This is a genomic window from Actinoplanes awajinensis subsp. mycoplanecinus (assembly GCF_001509495.1).
GTDB lineage: Bacteria > Actinomycetota > Actinomycetes > Mycobacteriales > Micromonosporaceae > Actinoplanes > Actinoplanes palleronii.
On record NZ_LLZH01000335.1, the window covers coordinates 1 to 20,758 of the forward strand.

Consider the following 20,758-nt stretch of genomic DNA (forward strand, 5'->3'; position numbering starts at 1 on the left):
GAGAGGGGGGGGGGGGGGGGGCCCGCCAGCATCGTCTACCGGCCGGCGCGCAGGGAGAGCCGGAACTGCCGCTGCCAAGCGCTCAGCAGGAGTGCCGCGCTGCGATCACCGCGGGTGACCAGTGCCGATCGCTGCCGGCCTCGGGTGATCCCTTCCGGAGCCACCGGTTCGTCGAATGCGGCCTGCCAGCCCCGGCTGGCGCCACCCGCCGCGACAACGTCGGGATACCGGTGTGCCGTCCCGCACCAGGGGTCCTCCGCTTCCGTCATCGGCCCATGATGCGTCGGTGCGGAACGCCCGCCAACCAAGTGGTGATCAGCTTCCGAGGCGTTCGCAGTGGGTCCGGAGGATCTCCAGGGTGCGCTGGCTGACGGACAGGCCGGTGTGCGCGGCGTAGGACATGTCGGCGGCCTGGTCCTCGCCGACGAGGAGGCGGGTCAGGGGCGGCGGGGGGAGTGTCCGGGTCCACGTCGAACGAGTCCTCGCGGTAGACCCCGCGCGCGCCGGCGGTCCGGAAGCCGGTGATGCCGCCGGCCGTCAGGGCGGCGACCAGGGCGGGGCTGGCGACCAGCTCGTCCAGGCGGCCGGCGAGGGCGTCCGGTGGCCAGCTCAGCTCGACCACCAGGACGTCGTCCACCTCCTCGGTCCAGTCCCAGGCCGGATCGGGTTCCACGATGTGCCGGAGCGGCTGCGTCATGGGGAGCAAGGTAACGGGCCGGCGGCCGGCTCGGCCACCTGCCCGGCGGCTCAGCGGATGCGGCGGACGAACAGGATGGTCACCGCGGACAGGACGCCCAGCACGGCGAGGACCATGAAGAACGCCGGGTAGTTGCCGGAGCCGCCGGCGGCCAGCACCGCCACCGCGATGATCGGGGCGCCGACGTTCGGGAGCAGCGTCGCCACCTGGTAGACGCTCATCGCCTTGCCGGCGTGGGCCTGGTCCGGGACCACCTCGGCGGCGATGGCGATGTCGACGGTCAGGTAGATCGCCTGGCCGACGCTGAGGATCAGCCAGGCGGCCAGGAAGCCGTTCACCGACTGGGTGACCGAGGCGACCACCAGACCGGCGGCCAGGATGATCGCGCCGACCGTGACGAAGGCCTTGCGGCGGCCCAGGCGGTCGGAGAGGTACCCGGAGAGCAGGAAGCACACCACCGAGATCGGCGTGGAGACGGCGGTGAACGTCGCGTACTTGGCGGTGGCGTCGTCGATGCTCATCCCGACCGTGTCGGTCAGGTAGAACGTGGCGTAGGTCTGCACGCCGACGTAGGCCAGGCCGACCAGGAAACGGCTCGTCCAGTTCCAGGCGAAGTCCCGGTCGCCGCCGGTGCGCAGCCAGTAGCTGCCGAAGAACTCGCGGACCCCGAACGGCGGGAAGTCGCCGGTGGCCGGGCGGTCGACGGCGCGGATCACCCGGGCCAGCAGCAGGGCCGCGGCCAGCGCGACGACGCCGGGCAGGGCGAGCATCAGCAGCTGCTGGTGGACCAGCTGGGCGCCGAGCAGCACGCCGCTGAGCACGGAGAGCGCGACGACGAAACCGATCAGGCCGGAGAGCCGGGCACGCAGCCGGTCCGGGACGAACTCGGGGATCAGCGGGAGGAAACCGGCGAACGCCGCGCTGGCGCCGAGCGAGCCGAGGGCCCAGCCGGTGGCGACGCCGGCGATCGTCGGGACGCTGCCGGCGACGATCAGGCCGATCAGCGCGGTCGCGGCGCCGCCGACCAGCCACGGGCGGCGCCGGCCCCAGCGGGACCGGGTCCGGTCGCTGAGCGCCCCGAAGAGCGGCAGCGAGCCGATCGACATCAGCGCGCCGACCAGGATCACCGTGGAGAGGGCGACGGTCTTGCGGTCCGGGGCGATCTCGGTGACCCGCACCGCGAGCGTGACGATCTGCGGGGTCAGGCTCGCGAAGTAGAGCCCGAAGGCGGCCAGGACCAGGGCCGGCACGAGCAGGCGGCTCGGCGGCGCATCCGGGTGCAGCGCGTCCTCAAGCGGGCCCGGCACCGGCCGAAATGGCGGGACGACCGGAGCAGACGGCATGTCGGACATGGTGGCCTCCCAGCAGCACTTTCACTAGGCGAAAGCGAGTTTCAATGTGATGGCCGCGACATTAAGCCGAGCAGCGCTCCGTGTCCACAGATCCGGGACCAGCGACGCAAAGATCTTGTGACGGTTGACACCCGGGAGGGAGCGAGAAACACTCGGGTAACACGCACTGGAAAGTGATTCTCACCTAGTGAAAGTGGCTGGAGATGGCGCGTACGGTTTTCACCAATGGTCTGGTCTTCGACGGCTCGGGATCCGCCCCGGCTCCGGGTGAGGTGGTCGTCGAGGGCGACCGGGTGACCGAGGTTCGCTCCGGCTGGCGGTCCGAGCACGAGAGCACCGATCAGGTCATCGACGCGACCGGCTGCACGGTGATGCCCGGCATGATCGAGTCGCACTGTCACCTGACGTTCCCGTCCGCGGTCGGCCACATCGACCCGTCGTTCAACCCGCCGCTGGACGTCAGCTTCTTCCACCACATCGAGGGCCTGCCGTCCGAGTTGGCGCGCGCCGAGCGCAACGCGAAGATCCTGCTCGACCACGGCTTCACCTCGGTGTATTCGGCCGGGTCGATCCTGCCGATGCCGGTCGAGATCATCCTCCGCGACAAGATCAAGGCAGGCGCGGTGCCAGGTCCGCGCATGCGCGCGGCGAGCATGGAGCGGGACAACCATCCGGTACGACCGGACGGCCACGTCGAACCGGACTGGCAAGGCCCGGACGCGTGCCGGCGCTGGGTGCGCGAGATGGCCGCACAGGGCTACGACAGCGTGAAGTTCCTGCTCAGCAACGACGATGTGTTCGTGCCCGGCGGTTCGCAGATCACCCAGTACACCGCCGAGGAAGCGCTCGCCGCCGGTGAGCAGGCCCGCGAGTCCGGCGTCTGGCTGAACTGTCACGCCCAGTCCGCCGAGTCCGTGAAGATCGCGGTCCGGTCCGGGTTCCGTTCCATCTACCACTGCACCTACGCCGACGAGGAGGCCCTGGACCTGCTCGAGTCGGTGAAGGACACGGTGTTCGTCTCGCCCGCGCCCGGCATCATCTATGCCAACGTGCACGAGGGCGAGGAGTTCGGTATCACCCGCGAGGTGGCCGAGAAGATGGGCTCGGTCGACGCCCTCGAGGGCATGGCCCGGATCTACCCGGAGATCCGCAAGCGGGGCATCCGGGCGCTTCCCGGCGGCGACTACGGCTTCCCGAACAACCCGATCGGGCGCAACGCCCGTGACCTGCAGCTCTTCGTCGACGTGCTGGGCTACACCCCGCTGGAGATGCTTGTCGCGGCGACCAAGCTCGGCGGCGAACTCGTCGACTTCGGTGACCTGGGCATGCTGCGTCCCGGCTGGATCGCCGACGTCCTGGTGGTCCGCGGCAACCCGGCCGAGGACCTGCGCCTGCTGCAGGACGAGGACAACCTGCTCGCCATCATGCAGAACGGCACGTTCCACAAGGCCCCGGTCGCCGCGTGAACCCGGGCGAGGAGCAGGCGGTGACCGCCTACCGGGAGGTGGTCTTCGCGACGTGGCCGGGGTTCCGGCCCCTCGCTCTCGACCTCTACGTGCCGGCGCGGCCGGTGGCGCTCTGCGTCTATCTGCACGGGGGCGGCTGGCGGGCCGGCACCCGCGCCGAGGGTCCGGGCAACGTCAAGGACTGGCGGCCGGGCTTCTTCGAGCACGTCGCCGGGCTGGGCCTGGCGATCGCCAGCGTCGACTACCGGCTGAGCGGCGAGGCCACGTTCCCGGCCCAGGCCGATGACGTCGGCGCCGCGCTGGACTTCCTGGCCGCTCACCGTGACGACTACGGGATCACCTGCGACCGCACGGTGATCTGGGGCGTCTCCGCCGGTGGCCACCTGGCCGCCCTCGCCGCGCTGACCCGTGCCGCCGACCAGCGCCCGCGCCACCGTCCCGCCGCCGCGGTCTGCTGGTATCCGGTCACCGACCTGGACGCCCTGGCCGAGGACATCGCCGACGCGGGCGGCCGCCCCGACCGTGGCCCGCAGTCCCGCGAGGGCGCTCTGCTCGGCGGTTCGCTGGACGACCTGCCGGACCTGGTCACCGTGGCCGGCCCGGTCCATCACGTCTCACCGGCCGCACCCCCGTTCCTGTTCCTGCACGGCGACGCGGACGTGGCAGTCCCCGCCCGGCAGAGCCACCGCCTGGCCGAACGCCTGCTCGCCGCCGGAGCGGAAGCCACCGTCGACCTGATCCCGGGCGCCGGCCACATGTTCCCCGAACTCGGCGAACCCATCACCCGCGCGATCACCGACCGTTCCGCCCGGTTCCTCCTGAAGCCGGTGCCCTGACAGGGAAGGAGCCGGTCAGCTCGAGTGGACCACCCTCCCGTCGACGAACGTCATGGCCACCGCCGCGTCGCCGATCTCGGCCGCCGGCGCCGCGAACACGTCCCGGTCGAGCACCACCAGATCCGCCCGGAACCCCGCACGGATGCTGCCGGTGTCGTCCAGCCGGTTCACGAAGGCGGAGCCCGCCGTGTAAGCGGTCAGCGCCGTCGCCAGGTCCAGCCGCTGCTCCGGCAGGAAGGGGGCGCGGCCGCTGCCGTGATGGGCCCGGTTGACCGCGACGTGGATGGCCTGCAGCGGGTCGGGGGTGGTCACCGGCCAGTCGCTGCCGGCCGCCAGGTGGGTGCCGGAGCGCCACAGGTCGCCGAACGGGTATTGCCGCCGGGCCAGCTCGGGCTCCAGGAACGGGATGGTCAAGTCGTCCATCTGCGGCTCGTGGGACGCCCAATATGCCTGCAGCGTCGCGGTCGCCCCCAGGGCCCGGAACCGCGGCACGTCGGCCGGATGCACCACCTGCAGGTGGGCGAGGTGCGGGCGGGTGTCGCGGAAACCGTTGCGGGCGCGCGCCGCCGCGACCGCGTCCAGTGCCTCACGGACCGCCCGGTCGCCGAGCGCGTGGAAGTGCGTCTGGAACCCGTGCGCGTCCAGCGCGGTGACGTGCTCGCGCAGCGCGGCCGGCTCGATGAAGGACAGCCCGGCGTTGGCGGTCGCGCAGCCGCACGCGTCGCGATAGGGCTGTGTCATCGCGGCGGTGAAATTCTCCGCGACGCCGTCCAGCATCAGTTTCACGCTGTCGCTGCGCAGCCGCCCTACGGAATACCGCGCACGCCTGGCGAGCAGGTCGGGGATCTGCTCGGCGCCGCGGTCGCGGTCCCACCACAGGGCGCCGATGACGCTCGCGGTCAGCCGGCCGGTGGTGGCGGCCTCGCGATAGGCGTCGGAGACGTCCGGATAGCCGTTCGTCGCGCAGAGCATGGCGTCCTGCCAGGCGGTGACGCCCATCGAGTGCAGCAGGGTCTGCGCGCGCAGCAGCCCGGCCAGCCGGTCGGCGGGCGTGACCTCGGGCAGCAGTTTTGCCACCAGCTGCATGGCGCCCTCCTGCAGGCCGCCGGCCGGGGTGCCGTCGGGCCGGCGGTCGATCCGGCCGTCGGCCGGGTCGGGGGAGCCGGCGTCGATGCCGGCGATCTCCAGGGCCCGGGAGTTGACCCAGGCGCCGTGGTGGTCGCGGTTGATCAGATAGACCGGGCGGTCGGGGACGACCCGGTCGAGCAGCTCGCGCCCGGGCACCCCGCCGGGGAAGACCTCCATGGCCCAGCCGCCGCCGCTGATCCACTCCAGGCCGGGGTGGGCGTCGGCGTAGGCGCGGACCCTCCGCAGGTATTCCTCGAGATCGGTGGTGCCGGTCAGGTCGCACTCGTTCAGCTCGACGCCGCCCATCACGGCGTGCACGTGCGCGTCCTGGAAGCCGGGCAGCAGCAGCCGGCCGGCCAGGTCGATCGTCTCGGTGCGCGGCCCGGCCAGCTCGCGGACGTCGTCGGCGCCGACCGCGATGATCCGCCCGTCGCGGACCGCCACCGTGGTGGCGGGCCCGCGCAGCGGGTCAGCGGTGAACACCGGACCGTTGGTGAACAGCAGATCGGCGACCATGCGACCACTCAATCACGCCGACGGTGCCACCACGGTGTCAGATGGTTCGACAAGTGTCGATGAGATGCGCGGGCTGCTGAGGAGCACCACGAGCAACCCCGCCAGGCAACCGACCGACCCTGCCACCTGACCGCCCAGCAGCCCGCTCATCGCCGCCAGATACCCCAGCCCCAGCGCGAGCCCCTGCCGCCGCCCCCGCTCGGCCAGCGCGAAAACCCCCACCGTCGCCACCGCGACCGGCCCCCAGTAGTACCGCAGACTCACCGGATCGCTGACCAGCCGGATCAGCAGGGCGGCAGCCGGCGCCGCCGCCCAGACCACCCGCTGCCCGCGGAACCGATAGGCCACCGCGGCGCATCCCCCGGCCACCAGGACCGCCTGGACCAGGCGCAACGGCCAGGTCACCGCGACCAGATCGGGCAGCAGCAGGTGGACCAGGGTGTCCGGATCCACCGTCCAGACGTGGTGGAACATGCCGAAATGCCCGGACAGCACGAACGGCAGGTAGGCCGCCACCCCGGCACCCGCGGCCAGCAGACCGCTGCGGATCGCGCGGCCCAGCCCGGCCACCGCCAGCAGGCAGGGAAAACCCAGGATCGCCCAGGGGGCGATCGCCACCGACAGACCGAGAATGACCGCCGAGGTCGCTGTCCGCTTCCGATCATGCAAGACCATCGCGTACGCCCAGAGCCCCGGGATCAGCATCTCCGGCGGGTGACCTTCCCACGGCACGGGCAGCGCCAGCCAGAGCACCGCGAGCAGACCGGCCGCGGTCTCCCGCAGTGCCGCCCCGGCGCCCCGGGCGGTGGTGAGCCGGCGGACGAGCGCCATCGCGCCCAGCGCCAGCGCCACGTTCACCGCCATCGTCACCGGGGTGGCCGGCGCCCCGCCCGAGCTGCCGAGCATGAGCAGCCGGCTGAGCAGGAACTGCAGCGGCCCGGCCTGGTTCCAGCCGGAGTCGTAGATCCCGTCCAGCCGTCCGTCCAGCATCCGCTGCCCGGCGTCGGAGAAGTCCCGGAGGTCGAACGGCGGGTCCACCACGAGCAGGGCCAGCGCGGCCGCGGCGACGGCCACGATCGGGTACCGGGCGCGCAGCATCGTCGCCACCCAGGAGGGTACGGCGAAGCGGGAGTGTCGGCGGTTCGGCTGCACGGCTGTTGATCGGCACCGTGGTGTGCGGGAGCCGGTGCGGCCGGGGAGCCGCTCGGTAGCGGGGTTGTGACCCGGTTATGGGCAGGAATGCCACTCAAACCCTTGTCACCTGTGGGGACCGACACGGTCCCCGACGGACCAGTCTGGTCCATTACCGTCTACGGTGGTCCCATGCCCCGCCCCACCAAGCAGCAGATCGACGACGAGATCCTGGACGCCGCCGCCAGCCTGTTCGCCAGGCACGGCTTCCGGGAGACGTCGGTGCAGCGCATCGCGGACGCGGTGGGCTACTCCAAGACCGGCCTGCTGCACCGCTTCCCGACCAAGGAAGCGCTGCAGGAGGCGGTGGTCGGACGCTGCGTGGGGCAGATCCGCGAGATCGCCTCGCTGGCCGCGCCGCTGCCACCCGGACCGGAGCGCGACCGGTCGGTGATCGGCGGCATGGCCCAGCTGGCTCTCGGGCAGCCCGGCGTCGTCGCGCTGATGCTGTCCTGCCTGCTGGCCGCGCCGGAGAGCGAGTTCGGCGCGGCGCTGCACGTGATCGGCGAGGAGGTGGCCGCCGCGTTCGGCGACCAGCCCTTCGCCACCGAGACCGGCGAGTTCGCCCTGACCCCGGTCGTGCTCGGCGGCCAGCCGCTCGCCGATCCGCGGCGGGCGATCCGGGTCACCGGCGCGCTCGGCGCGCTCGCGGTGGCCAGTGTGGCCATGCGGGACTGTTTCACCCCGGACGCGGTCACCACGCTCGTCGACGTCGCCTACGACGCGCTCGGGCATCCCCCCACCCACTGAACAAGGGAAAACTCCCATGGCAACGCTGTTGCATCGCCTCGGCCTCGGCGCCGTACGGCATCGCATCATCGTCACCGTCGTCTGGTTGCTCGCCCTGCTGGCCGTGGCCTTCGGTGCGGTCAAGCTCTCCGGCGAAATGGTCAACACGTTCCGGATTCCCGGCCAGGAGTCCACCATCGCGCTCGACCTGATGAAGGACAAGTTCGGCGACGCGTCGGCGGGCGCGTCGGTGCAGGTGGTGTTCGCGGCCCCGGCCGGTCAGAAGATCACCGACCCGGCGAACGCCGGACAGGTCGCCCAGTCGGTGGCCGCGTTCGGCAAGCTGCCCGGCGTGGTGGCGGCCAGCAACCCGCTCGACCCGCAGGCCCCCGCGGTCTCCCGGGACCTGAGCGCCGCGTACAGCACGGTCAGCTACGGCGTGCAGCCCTCCGAGGTGACCGACGAGGAGCGTACGGCGATCACCGCCGCGCTGGCCCAGGCGAAGGCCGGCGGGCTGACCGTCGAGGCGCGCGGTGAGGCGCTGAGCAACGCCGCCGACATCGGTGGCGCGTCCGAGCTGATCGGTGTGGTCGTGGCCCTGATCGTGCTGGCGCTCAGCTACGGCTCGCTGGTCGCGGCCGGGATGAACCTGGTGACCGCGATCATCGGGGTCGCCATCGGCGTCGCCGGCATCACCACGCTCTCCGGCTTCGTGCAGTTGCAGGCGACCACGCCGATCCTGGCGGTGATGCTCGGCCTGGCGGTCGGCATCGACTACGCGTTGTTCATCATCACCCGGTTCCGCAACGAGCTGCGCTCCGGCAAGGACGTCGAGCAGGCCGCGGCGTACGCGGTCGGCACCGCCGGATCCGCGGTGGTGACCGCCGGGCTGACCGTGGTGATCGCGCTCGCCGGGCTGTCGATCGTCGGCATCCCGTTCCTCACCGAGATGGGCCTGGCCGCCTCGGCCACCATCGTGATCGCGGTGCTCCTGGCGATCACCCTGGTCCCGGCGATCCTCGGGTTCGTCGGCATCCGGGCGCTGCCCCGCAAGCTGCGCAACGTCCCGCCGACGTCGCAGGAGGAGCTGCCGGTCGGCCGGGGCTTCATCCGCGGCTGGGCGAACACGGTCACCCAGAAGCGGGTGGTCAGCCTGCTGCTCGCCGTGCTCGCGCTCGCGGTGATCGCGCTGCCGTTCTTCAAGATGCAGACCACCCTGGCGCAGCGCTCGCCGGAGGGCAGCACCCAGGCCAAGGCCGACGCGCTGATCGACGAGCGGTTCGGCCCCGGCGTCAGCGGCCCGCTGCTGATCCTGGTCGACGGCCCGAACGCGGCGCCGTACGCGGCCACCGTGCAGAAGCAGGTCGCCACGCTGCCGGACGTCGCGCTGGCCACACCGGCCCGGCCGAACCAGGACCAGTCCGCCGCGCTGATCACCATCATCCCGGCCTCCGGCGCGGAGGATCAGAAGACCGTCGACCTGGTGCACGCGATCCGGGACCAGGTCACCGACGGTGACGGCGCCACGGTGTACGTGACCGGGCAGACCGCGATCAGCATCGACGTGTCGCAGAAGCTCAACGACGCGCTCCCGATCTATCTGGCGATGGTCGTGGGCCTGGCCTTCGTGCTGCTGGTCCTGGTGTTCCGCTCGCTGCTGGTGCCGGTGGTCGGCGTGCTCGGCTTCCTGCTCACCATCGGTGCGTCGTTCGGCGCCACGGTCGCGGTGTTCCAGTGGGGCTGGCTCTCCGAGCTGGTCAACGCGGGTTCCACCGGCCCGATCATCAGCCTCGCGCCGATCATCATCGTCGGGATCCTCTTCGGTCTGGCGATGGACTACCAGGTGTTCATGGTGTCGCGGATGCACGAGGCGCACGCTCACGGCGCGTCGCCGCGGGACGCGATCGTCACCGGTTTCCGGCAGGCCGCCCCGGTCGTGCTGGCCGCCGCGACGATCATGTTCGCGGTCTTCGCCGCGTTCGTCCCGGAGGGCAACGACACGGTCAAGCCGATCGCGTTCGCGCTGGCCGTCGGCATCGCGTTCGACGCGTTCGTGATCCGCATGATCGCGGTACCGGCGGCGCTGGCCCTGCTCGGCCGCTCCGCCTGGTGGCTGCCGAACTGGCTGCGCTGGCTGCCGGAGCTCGACGTCGAGGGCGCGGCCCTCGAGCGCAGGGCCGCCGCCACCCGCGAGGTCCCCTCCGACGAGCAGCCCCAGACCGCCTCGGTCTGACCAGTTCCAGGCGGTGCCGCTGCAAAGCGGCACCGCCCGCTGCTTTTTCGGCTGGTCCCCAGGGGTGCCTCCGGCCCCCGGAGGCACCCCTGGGGACCAGCCCGGGAACCGGGAGTCGCGCGGCGGTCCGGGGTGGAGACGGCCTCGCGTGGTGAGGGGCCGCCCTCAGCCCGGCGGTGCGTCGCGGTCCGGTGGGCGGGACCGCGTGGCGTGGAGGCCCGGGACGGGCCGCTGCTCTTGTGATGGCGCCCAGGTCGTACCGAAAAGGGCTTGAAAGACGCCGGCCCGGCGCCCACACGGACGCCGGGCCGGGTCGTGACCGGAAGCGGTCAGGCGGTCCACTTCACATAGGAGTTGAACTTGCCGGTGGCGTCGAACGTGGCCATGTTGTCCCAGCCGTCGCCGGTGCCGTTGATGTTCGCCGGGTCCCAGCCGTTGCCGCTGATCGCGTACCAGGTGGGTTCCCAGTAGAAGACGCCGATGGCGCCGGCGTTGCGGGCGGTGTTCTGGATCCAGGTGAACTCGGTGCCCTGGCCGGCCTTCGACGCGGACTGGCCGTCACAGGTCGTGGTGCCGGGGATCGAGTTCGACTGGCTGTCCGCGTTCGCCGTGGTGTACATGTACGCGGTCTCGACGACCACGACCGGCTTCGCGTAGCGGGACTTCACGTCGGCGATCACGTTGTAGAGGTTCGCCAGCGTGCCGTGCCACATGCAGTAGTAGGACAGCGCGGTGATGTCCCAGGAGACGCCGGCCGCCTTGATGCCGTCGTAGAACCAGCGCGCGTTGGCGTCACTGTCCGCGTCGGCCGTGTGGATCATGACCTGGGTGCTGCTGTTGCAGGCCTTGGTCGCGTTGTAGCCCTGCTTGAGCAGGCCGGCCAGGGCGGAGAAGTCGCTGTTCACGACCTGCCCCTTCGGCCACAGCATGCCGACGTTGATCTCGTTGCCGATCTGCACGCTGTCCGGGGTGGTGCCCTGCGACTTGAGCGCGGTGCACACGTCGTAGGTGTAGTTGTAGACGTCGGTCTGCAACGTGGCGAGGCTGTGCGAGGCCCAGGCCGCCGGCGGGTACTGCTTGCCGGGGTCGGCCCAGGTGTCCGAGTAGTGGAAGTCGATCAGGATCTTGAGGCCCTTGGCCTTGATCGCCTTTGCCTGCTGGAGCACCTTGGCCTTGTTGTTGTAGCCGCTGGCCGGGTTGTTCCAGACGCGCAGCCGGGCGTAGTTCACGCCGGCGCCCTTCAGGATGTCGTACGGGTCCGCCTGCACCCCGGCGGCGGTGTAGTACTTGCCGCCCAGGTCGAGCGTGCGCTGCAGCGTCGAGACGTCGGCGCCGAGCATGGTGAGGGAGGCGGCTTGTGCGGGAGCGGGGTTGAGTGCCACCAGCGTGACCGCGGCGAGCGCGGACCCGATGAGGGCTCGGAGGGATGTTCTCACTGCTTCTCCTTAAGGGGGAGGAGACATGGGGCGGTGGATCCCCATGAGCATCAGCGGCGCCAGACGACGTACGGGTTGATCCGTCCGTGGTCGTCGAAGGTCGCCATGTTCTCCCAGGCGTTGCCGGAGTTCTCGATGTCCTCGCTGTCCCAGCCGTTGCCGTCGATCGCGGTCCAGGTGGGTTCCCAGTAGAAGACGCCGAGCGCGCCGGCGCTCCGGGCGGTGTCCTGCACCTGCGAGAACTCCTGGGCCTGCCCCTGCGGCGTGGCGGGGATCCCGTCGCACGGCGCGGCCGAGGTGATGATGTTCTCCAGGTGGTCGTAGTTGTCGGTGGTGTACGGGTACGCCGTCTCGGCGATCACCGCGGGCTTGCCGTACCGGGTCCGGACGTCGCCGAGGACGGTGGCGAGGTTCGCCTGGTCGCCGTGCCACATGCAGTAGTAGGACAGCGCGGTGATGTCCCACTTCACGCCCTGCGCGGCGATCCCGTCGTAGAACCACCGCGCGGCGCCGAGACTGCCGGCGTTCGCCGTGTGGATCATGACCTGGGTGTGCTTCGAGCACGCCTTGGTCGCGTCGTAGCCGGCCTTCAGCAGTGACGCGAGCGGGCCGAAGTCACTGTTGGTCACCTGACCCTGCGGCCAGAGCATGCCGGTGTTGATCTCGTTGCCGATCTGCACGCTGTCCGGCCGGGTGGCCTTGCAGACGTCGTACGTGTAGTCGTAGACGTCCTTCTGCAGCTGGGCCAGGTCGTGCCCGGCCCAGGCGGCCGGGACGAACTGCTTGCCCGGGTCGGCCCAGGTGTCCGAGTAGTGGAAGTCGATCAGAACCTTGAGGCCGTGCTTCTTGGCCTCGCGGACCTGCTGCACCACCTCGGCCTTGTTGTTGTAGCCGCTGGTCGGGTTGTTCCAGACGCGCAGCCGGACGTAGTTGACGCCGGCCTGCTTGAGGATCTCGTAGGGGTTGGCGCGGCGGCCGCGGGCGTCGTAGAACGTCGCGCCGAGGTCGAGGGCCCGGGGGAGGGTGGAGACGTCCGCTCCGCGCATCGACAGCTGGTTCGGCCGGTCGTGGGCGAGGGCGGGTGTGGCCGGCACCAGGAGGAGCGCGGTGGCGGCGAGGGATACGGCAATTTTCATGGGACGCTCCTTGAAGACAGTCCATTGTCGACAAAAGGGACGTTCTGCGGGTGGAGTCCGGCCTTGGCCGAAGGGGGATGCCAAGGCCGGACCCCGGGGGGCCCGGCAGGATCAGGCGGGGGAGGAGCTGCGCAGCACGAGGCTGGTGGGCACGGTGATGGAGAGCGGGGTACGCCCGTTGATCACGTCGACGAGGAGCCGGACCATCTCCTCGCTGATCCGGTCCAGGGGCTGGCGCACCGTGCTCAGCGGCGGCTCGGTGGTCGCCGCCAGCCCGGAGTCGTCGAAGCCGACCACCCGGACGTCACCCGGGATGCTGCGGCCGTTCTCGCGCAGCACCGGCAGGGTGGCCGCGGCGATGGCGTCCGACGCGGCGAACACCGCGTCCACGTCCGGGACCCGGGCCAGCAGGGTCCGCATCCCGGACGCGCCGTTCTCCCGGCGCCAGTCGCCGTGCACGATCAGGTCCTGGTCGATCGGCAGGCCGTGCGCCATCAGCGCGTCGGTGTACCCGGCCAGCCGGTCCACGCCACCGGAGGTGTCCAGCGGCCCGGTGATCGTGGCGATCCGCCGGCAGCCCGCGGCGATCAGGTGCTCGACCGCGGTGCGCGCACCGGCCCGGTCGTCGGCGGAGACCGAGCTCATCGACTCCTCCAGGCCGAGCACCCGGCCGCAGGCCACGATCGGGACCTGGGCCTGGACCAGCTGCTGCAGGAGCGGGTCGCCGGAGTGCGGCGAGACCAGCAGCACGCCGTCGACGTGACCGCCGTTGAGGAACGCGATCGTCCGGATGCGTTCCTCGGGGGTGGAGGCGATCATCAGGATCAGGGTCAGCTCCCGGTCGGAGAGCGCCTGAGCCACGCCGCGGAGCAGCACCGAGAAGTTCGGGTCCTCGAAGAGCAGGTGCTGCGGCTCGGTCAGCAGGAACGCTATCGATCCGGAGCGCCCGGTGGCGAGCGAGCGGGCGTGCTGGTTGGTCGTGTACCCGGTCCGCGAGATGGCGTCCTGGACCGCGCGCACGGCCTCCGGGCTCACCCAGTCGCGGCCGTTGAGGACCCGCGAGACGGTTGCGTAGGACACCCCGGCCTCGCGAGCGACGTCGCGGATGGTGGGGCGTTTGCGCGACACGTTCGGGATCATAGTGGTTACCGTTCCCTATGCCTTGACGCCACCGGCGGCCAGGTCGACCTGCCAGTACCGCTGGAGGGTGAGGAAGAGCGCGATCAGCGGGACGATCGACACCAGGGCGCCGGTGACCACCGCGGTGTACATCGAGGGCTGGCTGGCGCCCTGGTTGAGCAGGCCGTTCAGGCCCACCGTGAGCGGGTAGAGCTTGTCGTCCCCGAGCATGATGTACGGCAGCATGAAGTTGTTCCAGATCGCGACGAACTGGAACAGGAACACCGTGACCAGCCCGGTGCGCATCATCGGCATGACCACCCGGACGAACGTGCGCCAGGCGCCGGCCCCGTCGATCCGGGACGCCTCCAGGATCTCGGTCGGCACCGCGGCGGCCGCGAAGATCCGGGCCAGGTAGATGCCGTACGGACTGATGAAGCTGGGCAGCAGCACCGCCCAGTAGGTGTTGGTCAGCCCGAGCTTCGCCAGCAGCAGATACTGCGGGATGGCCAGGATGACGCCCGGCACCAGGACGCCGGCCAGGATCACGTTGAAGACGAAACCCTTGCCCGGGAACTCGAACTTGGCCAGGGCGAAACCGCTCATCGCGGACACCAGGGTGGAGACGGCCGCGCCGACGCCGGCGTAGAGCGCGGTGTTGGCCATCCAGCGCCAGTACAGCCCGTCGCGGTACCCGCTCAGGTCGGCGAGGTTGTCGACCAGGTGGCTGCTCGGCGAGAGCGTGAACGTGGAGAACAGCTCGCTCGCGCTCTTGCTCGACGCGATCAGCACCCAGATCACCGGTAGCAGGCAGTAGGCGGCACCGACGAGCAGGAGCAGGGTGGCGATCTTGCTGTTTCTCTTCTTAACGGCCAGGACGGTCATGGTCAGTCTTCCTGGTTGAAGGCCCGGCGGCCGACGAGCTTGAGGAACCCGAAGGAGAGCAGGAACGTCGCCAGCGCGATGACCACCGACGTGGCCGCGGCCGAGTAGATGTCGTTGCGGACGAACGCGTCCCGGTAGACCTTCATCAGCGGGGTCCAGGTGAACGAGATCGTGTTGCTCAGCGGTTTGAGCGTCATCGGCTCGGCGAACACCTGCAGCGTGGCGATCAGCGAGAAGACGAACGTCATCACCAGCGACGGCATCACGATCGGGATCTTGATGCGCCAGGCGATCGCCAGCTCCGAGGCGCCGTCGATCCGGGCCGACTCGTAGAGGCTGGTCGGCACGGCCTTCAGCGCGGTGTAGATGACGATCATGTTGAAGCCGGTGCCGCCCCAGATCGCCACGTTCGCCACCGCCCAGAGCACCCAGGACGAGGAGAGCAGCTCCGGCGCGGTCAGGCCGAACGCCTCGAGGACGTCGGTGATCGGGCTGACCCGGGGCAGGTAGAGGAAGCCCCAGAGCAGCGACGCGACCACGGCCGGCACCGCGTACGGCAGGAAGATCGCGATCCGGGTGAAGCTGCCGATCCAGGGGCGGGTGCGGTTCGCGTCCAGCAGCAGGGCCATCAGCAGGGCCAGGCCGAGCATGGTGGGCACCACGATCAGGCCGTAGCCGAGGATCCGGTAGACGCTGGGCAGGAACTCCGGGTCGGTCATCGACCGGACGTAGTTGCTGAACCCGGCCCACACCTCGGTCCGGGACTTCGCGCCGAGCCCGAGGCCGCTGACCTTCACCTTGCGCAGGCTCAGGTAACCGGCGTAGACGATCGGCGCGGCCAGGAAGAGCGTGAAGAGCAGCAGGCCGGGGGCGAGGAACGCGTACGGGACGCCGGCCCGCCGGGACGCCTGCCGGGCCTTCTTCGCGGCCGCGGGGCGGGCCGCGGCGATGGTGGGACTGGGGGCTGGGGTGGTCAGCGACATCGCCGAGACCTTCCTGTGAGGACCGGGCGGGACACCTGTGGCGTCCCGCCCGGCGCACGTCATCCGGCGACGGTGAAGCCGCTGTTCTTCATGTCGTCGACGGTCGCCTTCTGGACGGTCGCGAGCGACTCGGTGAAGGCGGCGGCCTTCTTCGACTCGGCGGCCTTGCCGAAGGCGTCGTTGAACGCGCTGTAGGCGACGTTCACGTTCGGGCCGTAGGTGAACGGCTTGGTGGCCTTCGCGGCGTCGGCGGCGATCGTGTAGAAGTCGGCCTGGTCGGCGAAGAACGCCGGCGGCGTGGTCAGGATGGTGGTGGTGTCGTTCGCGGCGGGGTAGACGTTCGCCGTGCCGGCCAGCAGCTTGAGCGCGGCCGGGTCACTGTTGAGCCACGCCACGAACTCGGCGGCCTGCTTCGGGTGCTTGCTCTGGGTGGTGACGCTGGTCGCCGAGCCGCCCCAGTTGCCGGTCGCCGGGCTGGCCGCGTCCCACTGCGGCATGGTGGCGGCCTTCCACTTGCCCTTGGTGTCCTTGGCGCTGCCCTCGAGCACGCCGGGCGCCCAGACCGCGGAGACCCAGCCGACCTGCGAGCCGTCGTTGAGCGCGGCGTTCCACTCCGGGGTGTACATCGGCTTGTTGTCGACGACGCCCTTCTCCACCAGGCCGCCCCAGTACGCGGCGACCTTCTGGGTGGCCGGTTCGTTGATGTTGACGGTCCAGGAGTCGCCGTTCACGCCCCACCAGGACGCGCCGGCCTGCTGGGCGAGGCCGGTGAACAGGCCCGCGTCGCTCGCCGAGAACGTGCCGATGTACTGCTTCGGGTTCGCCTTGTGGATCTTCTCGGCGGCCGCGGCGTAGTCGTCCCAGGTCTTGGGGGCGGCCAGGCCGTTCTTGTCGAAGACGTCCGAGCGGTAGAAGAACATCAGCGGGCCGGAGTCCTGCGGGACGCCGTAGACCGCGTCCGAGCCCAGCGTGACGCTGTTCCAGGCGGCCGCCGGGAACTTGTCCTTGAGCGAGCCGGCCTCCTTGGCGATGTCGGCGAGCGCGTCGGCGGAGACCAGAGTGGGGATCTTCTGGTACTCGGCCTGCATCACGTCCGGCGCGCCGCTGCCGGCCTTGATCGCGGTCAGCAGCTTGGTGACGGCCGGGTCGCCGCCGTCCTGCTTGTTGACCGTGACCTGGATGTTCGGGTGCGTCGAGTTCCAGCCCTCGACGACCTTGTCCATGTTCGGCGCCCAGCTCCAGTAGGTCAGGGCGACCTTCTCGTTGCTGGTGGCGCTGTCGTCGGCCTTGTCGTCCGAACTGCTGCACGCGCTGGTGAACAGGGCCGCGGCGGTAAGGGTCGCCAACACAGGGGCGATCTTCTTGAACATATCGATCCTCCTTGATCGGATTGATCGGGAGAGAAGAAGCGGGGGAACGGGCTCGAGCCGGTGGTCGATGCCTGTGACCGGTTACAGTGCTGCTGTTACGGCTGTGTGTCAAGACCTTGCTTCCAAGCCGTTAACCTTGTGTATCCTTCGGCCCTGCAAGGCTGTGACCGGTTACAGTCCTAACCAAAGGAGGGGTTCTCGTGCCCACTGACCCATTGACGTGGCCCGAGCCGCTCTCCGTGCGCCACACCCCGTGGGCGACGCCGCTGCGCCGGCCGCGGATGAGCAACGCCGAGGACGTCCGGGCCGGTCTCTCGCTGACCAACCGGTTCCTGATCAAGGACGGCGTGCCGGTCGTCCCGGTCTCCGGCGAGCTGCACTACAGCCGGGTGCCCCGGCACCGCTGGGCCGAGCGCCTGCGCCAGATGAAGGCCGGCGGCGTGACCGTGGTGGCCAGCTACATCTTCTGGCTGCACCACTCGCCGGCGCGCGGTGAGTACCGCTTCGACGGCAACCTCGACCTGGCCGCGTTCGTCGACCTGGCCGACGAGATCGGCCTCGACGTGGTGCTGCGGGTCGGCCCGTGGGTGCACGCCGAGAGCCGCAACGGCGGCTTCCCGGACTGGGTCCAGCAGGCCCCGGTCCGGCACCGCACCGACGACCCGGACTACCTGGTCATGGTCGAGGAGTTCTTCGCCGCGATCGGCGGCGCGCTGGACGGGCGGGCCTCGGCGTCCGGCACCGTGCTCGGCATCCAGATCGAGAACGAGCTCTACACCCAGCCCGGGCACCTGAGCACACTCAAGCGGATGTCCCGGGAGGCCGGCATGTCCGCGCCGCTCTGGACCGCCACCGCCTGGGACAGCGCCGAGCTGCCGGACGGCGAGGTGCTGCCGCTCTACGGCGGGTACGGCGACGGCTTCTGGGTCGACTCGGACGCACCCTGGGCCCCGAACTTCCGGGACCACTACTTCTTCTCGCACGTCTGGGACGACCCGGGCATCGGCGCCGACGTGCGGCGCGCGCAGAACATCGAGGCCGCCAAGGGTGGCCCGCGGGTCCCGTCCGCCGAGTTCCCGGCCGCAACCTGCGAACTCGCCGGCGGGATGGCCACCGCGTACCACCGGCGGCCGCGTCCCTCGGCGCTCGACGTGGCCACCATCGCGCACTGCAAGATCGGCAACGGGTCGGCCTGGCAGGGCTACTACATGTACGCCGGCGGCACGAACCCGAGCGCGCCGGACGGCATGCAGGAGTCGCACGCCACCGGCTATCCGAACGACCTGCCGCGGCTCGGTTACGACTTCCACGCGCCGATCGGTGAGGCCGGCGCGCTCTCCGGCAGCCACGCCGAGCTGCGCCGCCAGCACACGTTCCTGGCCGCGTTCGGCGCCCGGCTCGCCGACATGCCCTCCAGCCTGCCCGACGTGCGGCCGGACGGCGTCGAGGACAGCGCCACCCTGCGCTGGGCGCTGCGCAGCGACGGCGACACCGGGTTCCTGTTCGTGGCCTGGCACCAGCCGCACTTCCCGCTCGACACGTACCGCGGGGCCCGGTTCCGGGTCGTCCTCGGTGACCGCGAGCTGGAATTCCCGTCCCACCCGGTGGACATCCCGGCCGGCACCCTGGCTCGCTGGCCGGTCAACCTGACCGCCGGCGGGGTGCGCCTGGCCTGGGCCACCGCGTCCGCGCTCACCGTGCTGCCCGGCGCGGTGCCGACCCTGGTGCTGCTCGCCGAGGCCGGCATCCGCCCGGAGATCGCCCACGTGGTGGACGGCGAGGTGACGGTTCAGGAGGTCACCCCGGGCCTCGAACCGCTCCGGCTCACCGCGGAGTCCGGCACGCTCGACGTGCTCGTCCTGCCGGCCGGGACCGCCGGGTCCGCCTGGGTCACCGAGGCGGGCGGCCGCCGGGTCCTGCTCAGCGACGACGAACTGCAGTGGGACGCGTCCGGGCAGATCACGGTCAAGGCCGCTGCGATTCCTTCGGTACGAACGTACGACCCGTCCGCGCGCACCTTCGTCGACCTGCCGATCGCGCCGGCACACACCCCGGTGACCGTGGACGTGACCGCCGTCGAGATCCGGCCCGCCGCCGCGGTGCCGGCCGAGTACGGCAAGCACGACGGCCGCTCGTCCGCACCGGGCCGGGTGGCGTTCGACGAGCACGCCGCGGCGTACCGGCTGGAGCTGCCGGAGTGGGCCGCCGACCCGGACCACGACGCGCTGCTCGAGATCGACTGGGCCGGTGACGTCGGTGAGCTGCGCGTCGACGGGGTCACCGTGACCGACCGGTTCTGGGACGGTTCCCGCTGGCAGGTCAACCTGGTCGACGCCGGGTACCGCGCCGGCGCGCAGCTCACCCTGCACCTGCTGCCGCTGGCCACGGTCTCCTCGGTGTCGGTGCCGGAGGAGGCCCGGGACCGGCTCGTCGCGGCCGGCTCCCAGCTGCTCGCCATCGACGCGATCCGGGTGATCGGCCGCAGCACCACCGTCGAGCCGCCCCACGAGCACCGGGTCCGCAAGACGTCGCGCCGGATGGCCGACGGCCGCGAGATCATCTACTTCGACGACACCGAGCCGTACGTCTCCGGCGCGGCGGTGCGGCAGGCCGAGGACACCCGGCCGCTGCCGCCCGCGTCGGAGGTGCTGCGCGGCGGGGCCGAGGTGCGGTACGACCCGCTGACCGGCGAGTGGATCGCGATGGCGTCGCACCGCAACGACCGGACGTTCATGCCGCCGGCCGACCAGGATCCCCTGGCCCCGACCGTGCCGGGCGGGTTCCCGACCGAGATCGCCGAGGCCGACTACGACGTGGTCGTCTTCGAGAACCGGTTCCCGGCGCTGTCCCCCCGCAACGGCGGCGAGGACTCGCTGCTCGACGGGGACCCGCTGTGGCCGGTGCAGGCGGCCGACGGTCGTACCGAAGTGGTGTGTTTCTCGTCGGCCCCGCAGGGGTCGTTCGGCAGCCTCACGCCGCACCGCGCCCGCACGGTGATCGAAGCCTGGGCCGACCGCACCGCGGAGCTGGGCAGACAGCCCGGTGTCGAGCACGTCTTCGTGTTCGAGAACCGCGGCAAGGAGATCGGGGTGACCCTGCCGCACCCGCACGGCCAGATCTACGCGTTCCCGTTCGTACCGCCGAAAGCGGCCCGGATGCTGGAGATGGCCGAACGGCACCGGGAGCGGACCGGCGGCAACCTGTTCCGCGACATCCTGGACGCGGAACGCCGCTCCGGCCGCCGCGTGGTGACCGGCACCGATCACTGGACCGCCTACGTCCCGGCCGCGGCCCGCTGGCCGGTCGAGGTGCACCTGGCCCCGCACCGCGACGTCGCCGACCTCACCGAGCTGACCGGCCCGGAACGCGACGACCTGGCCCGGATCTACCTCGACGTGCTCGGCCGCCTGGACCGGTACTTCCCCGGCCCGGAACCGCTGCCCTACATCGCCGGCGTCCACCAGGCGCCGGTCCGCGCGGGCCGCGACCTGTTCCGCCTGCACCTGCAGGTGTTCAGCGTCCTGCGCGCCCCGGGCAAACTGAAATACCTGGCCGGCGTCGAGTCCGCGATGGCCGCCTGGATCAGCGACACCACCCCGGAAAAGATCGCCGCCCGCCTCCGCGAGGTCGGCTGACCCTCCAGGCAGCGCCGCCCACCGCGGTGGGCGGCGCGCCGCCGCG

At 71.0% G+C, this 20,758-nt stretch carries 16 protein-coding genes; 5 read left to right on the forward strand and 11 right to left on the reverse strand.

Going from position 1 to position 20,758, the window contains the following annotated elements:
• Positions 1-35: 35 nt before the first annotated feature.
• From ADL15_RS47025 to ADL15_RS47030, 3 genes are read right to left on the reverse strand one after another with little or no spacing between them, the layout of a single operon-like run.
• Complete coding sequence (locus ADL15_RS47025; RefSeq protein WP_067706738.1) at positions 36-269, reverse strand: hypothetical protein; 234 nt, start codon at positions 267-269, stop codon at positions 36-38.
• Positions 266-697 (reverse strand): hypothetical protein, encoded by a 432-nt coding sequence (locus ADL15_RS53730; protein WP_157442044.1) that lies wholly within the window; start codon positions 695-697, stop codon positions 266-268. Before ADL15_RS53730 ends, ADL15_RS47025 begins: the two co-directional genes overlap by 4 nt.
• A 50-nt stretch (positions 698-747) precedes the next feature.
• A complete protein-coding gene (locus ADL15_RS47030) occupies positions 748-2,040 on the reverse strand; it encodes an MFS transporter (protein ID WP_198171315.1) in 1,293 nt (430 codons plus the stop codon).
• 212 nt (positions 2,041-2,252) lie between these two features.
• Here ADL15_RS47030 and ADL15_RS47035 point away from each other — a divergent pair, with 212 nt between their 5' ends.
• Entirely contained in the window at positions 2,253-3,515 is a 1,263-nt protein-coding gene (locus ADL15_RS47035) for an amidohydrolase family protein (RefSeq protein WP_067706741.1), read from the forward strand.
• Between the two features lie 20 nt (positions 3,516-3,535).
• Entirely contained in the window at positions 3,536-4,351 is an 816-nt protein-coding gene (locus tag ADL15_RS47040; protein ID WP_198171316.1) for an alpha/beta hydrolase, read from the forward strand.
• Between the two features lie 15 nt (positions 4,352-4,366).
• Here ADL15_RS47040 and ADL15_RS47045 read toward each other — a convergent pair whose 3' ends face one another.
• Both ADL15_RS47045 and ADL15_RS47050 read right to left on the reverse strand, forming a co-directional pair.
• Positions 4,367-5,995 (reverse strand): amidohydrolase, encoded by a 1,629-nt coding sequence (locus ADL15_RS47045; protein ID WP_067706746.1) that lies wholly within the window; start codon positions 5,993-5,995, stop codon positions 4,367-4,369.
• 12 nt (positions 5,996-6,007) lie between these two features.
• Positions 6,008-7,102 carry a hypothetical protein gene (locus tag ADL15_RS47050; protein ID WP_157442046.1) on the reverse strand — a complete coding sequence of 365 codons (1,095 nt, stop codon included), beginning with the start codon at positions 7,100-7,102 and terminating at the stop codon, positions 6,008-6,010.
• A 216-nt stretch (positions 7,103-7,318) separates the two neighbouring features.
• Between ADL15_RS47050 and ADL15_RS47055 the strand changes: the two genes are divergently transcribed.
• Both ADL15_RS47055 and ADL15_RS47060 read left to right on the forward strand, forming a co-directional pair.
• Positions 7,319-7,936, forward strand: coding sequence for a TetR/AcrR family transcriptional regulator (locus tag ADL15_RS47055; RefSeq protein ID WP_067706751.1), 618 nt, complete (start codon positions 7,319-7,321; stop codon positions 7,934-7,936).
• A 16-nt stretch (positions 7,937-7,952) separates the two neighbouring features.
• Complete coding sequence (locus ADL15_RS47060; RefSeq protein ID WP_067706754.1) at positions 7,953-10,148, forward strand: MMPL family transporter; 2,196 nt, start codon at positions 7,953-7,955, stop codon at positions 10,146-10,148.
• Between the two features lie 329 nt (positions 10,149-10,477).
• Here ADL15_RS47060 and ADL15_RS47065 read toward each other — a convergent pair whose 3' ends face one another.
• From ADL15_RS47065 to ADL15_RS47090, 6 genes are all read right to left on the reverse strand, one after another.
• Positions 10,478-11,584, reverse strand: a complete 1,107-nt coding sequence (locus ADL15_RS47065; RefSeq protein ID WP_067706757.1) for a glycoside hydrolase family 53 protein — start codon at positions 11,582-11,584, stop codon at positions 10,478-10,480.
• A 50-nt stretch (positions 11,585-11,634) separates the two neighbouring features.
• Positions 11,635-12,720: a glycoside hydrolase family 53 protein gene (locus ADL15_RS47070; RefSeq protein WP_067706759.1), complete on the reverse strand. Its 1,086-nt coding sequence runs from the start codon at positions 12,718-12,720 to the stop codon at positions 11,635-11,637.
• A 111-nt stretch (positions 12,721-12,831) separates the two neighbouring features.
• Positions 12,832-13,848: a LacI family DNA-binding transcriptional regulator gene (locus ADL15_RS47075; RefSeq protein WP_232345021.1), complete on the reverse strand. Its 1,017-nt coding sequence runs from the start codon at positions 13,846-13,848 to the stop codon at positions 12,832-12,834.
• Between the two features lie 27 nt (positions 13,849-13,875).
• Positions 13,876-14,724, reverse strand: coding sequence for a carbohydrate ABC transporter permease (locus ADL15_RS47080; RefSeq protein ID WP_067706765.1), 849 nt, complete (start codon positions 14,722-14,724; stop codon positions 13,876-13,878).
• A gap of 2 nt (positions 14,725-14,726) precedes the next feature.
• Entirely contained in the window at positions 14,727-15,707 is a 981-nt protein-coding gene (locus ADL15_RS47085; RefSeq protein ID WP_083972590.1) for a carbohydrate ABC transporter permease, read from the reverse strand.
• Positions 15,708-15,766: 59 nt separating this feature from the next.
• Positions 15,767-17,056: an ABC transporter substrate-binding protein gene (locus tag ADL15_RS47090; protein ID WP_232345023.1), complete on the reverse strand. Its 1,290-nt coding sequence runs from the start codon at positions 17,054-17,056 to the stop codon at positions 15,767-15,769.
• Between the two features lie 221 nt (positions 17,057-17,277).
• Between ADL15_RS47090 and galT the strand changes: the two genes are divergently transcribed.
• Entirely contained in the window at positions 17,278-20,712 is a 3,435-nt protein-coding gene (galT, locus tag ADL15_RS56940) for a galactose-1-phosphate uridylyltransferase (RefSeq protein WP_338025639.1), read from the forward strand.
• The last annotated feature ends 46 nt before the right edge of the window (positions 20,713-20,758 follow it).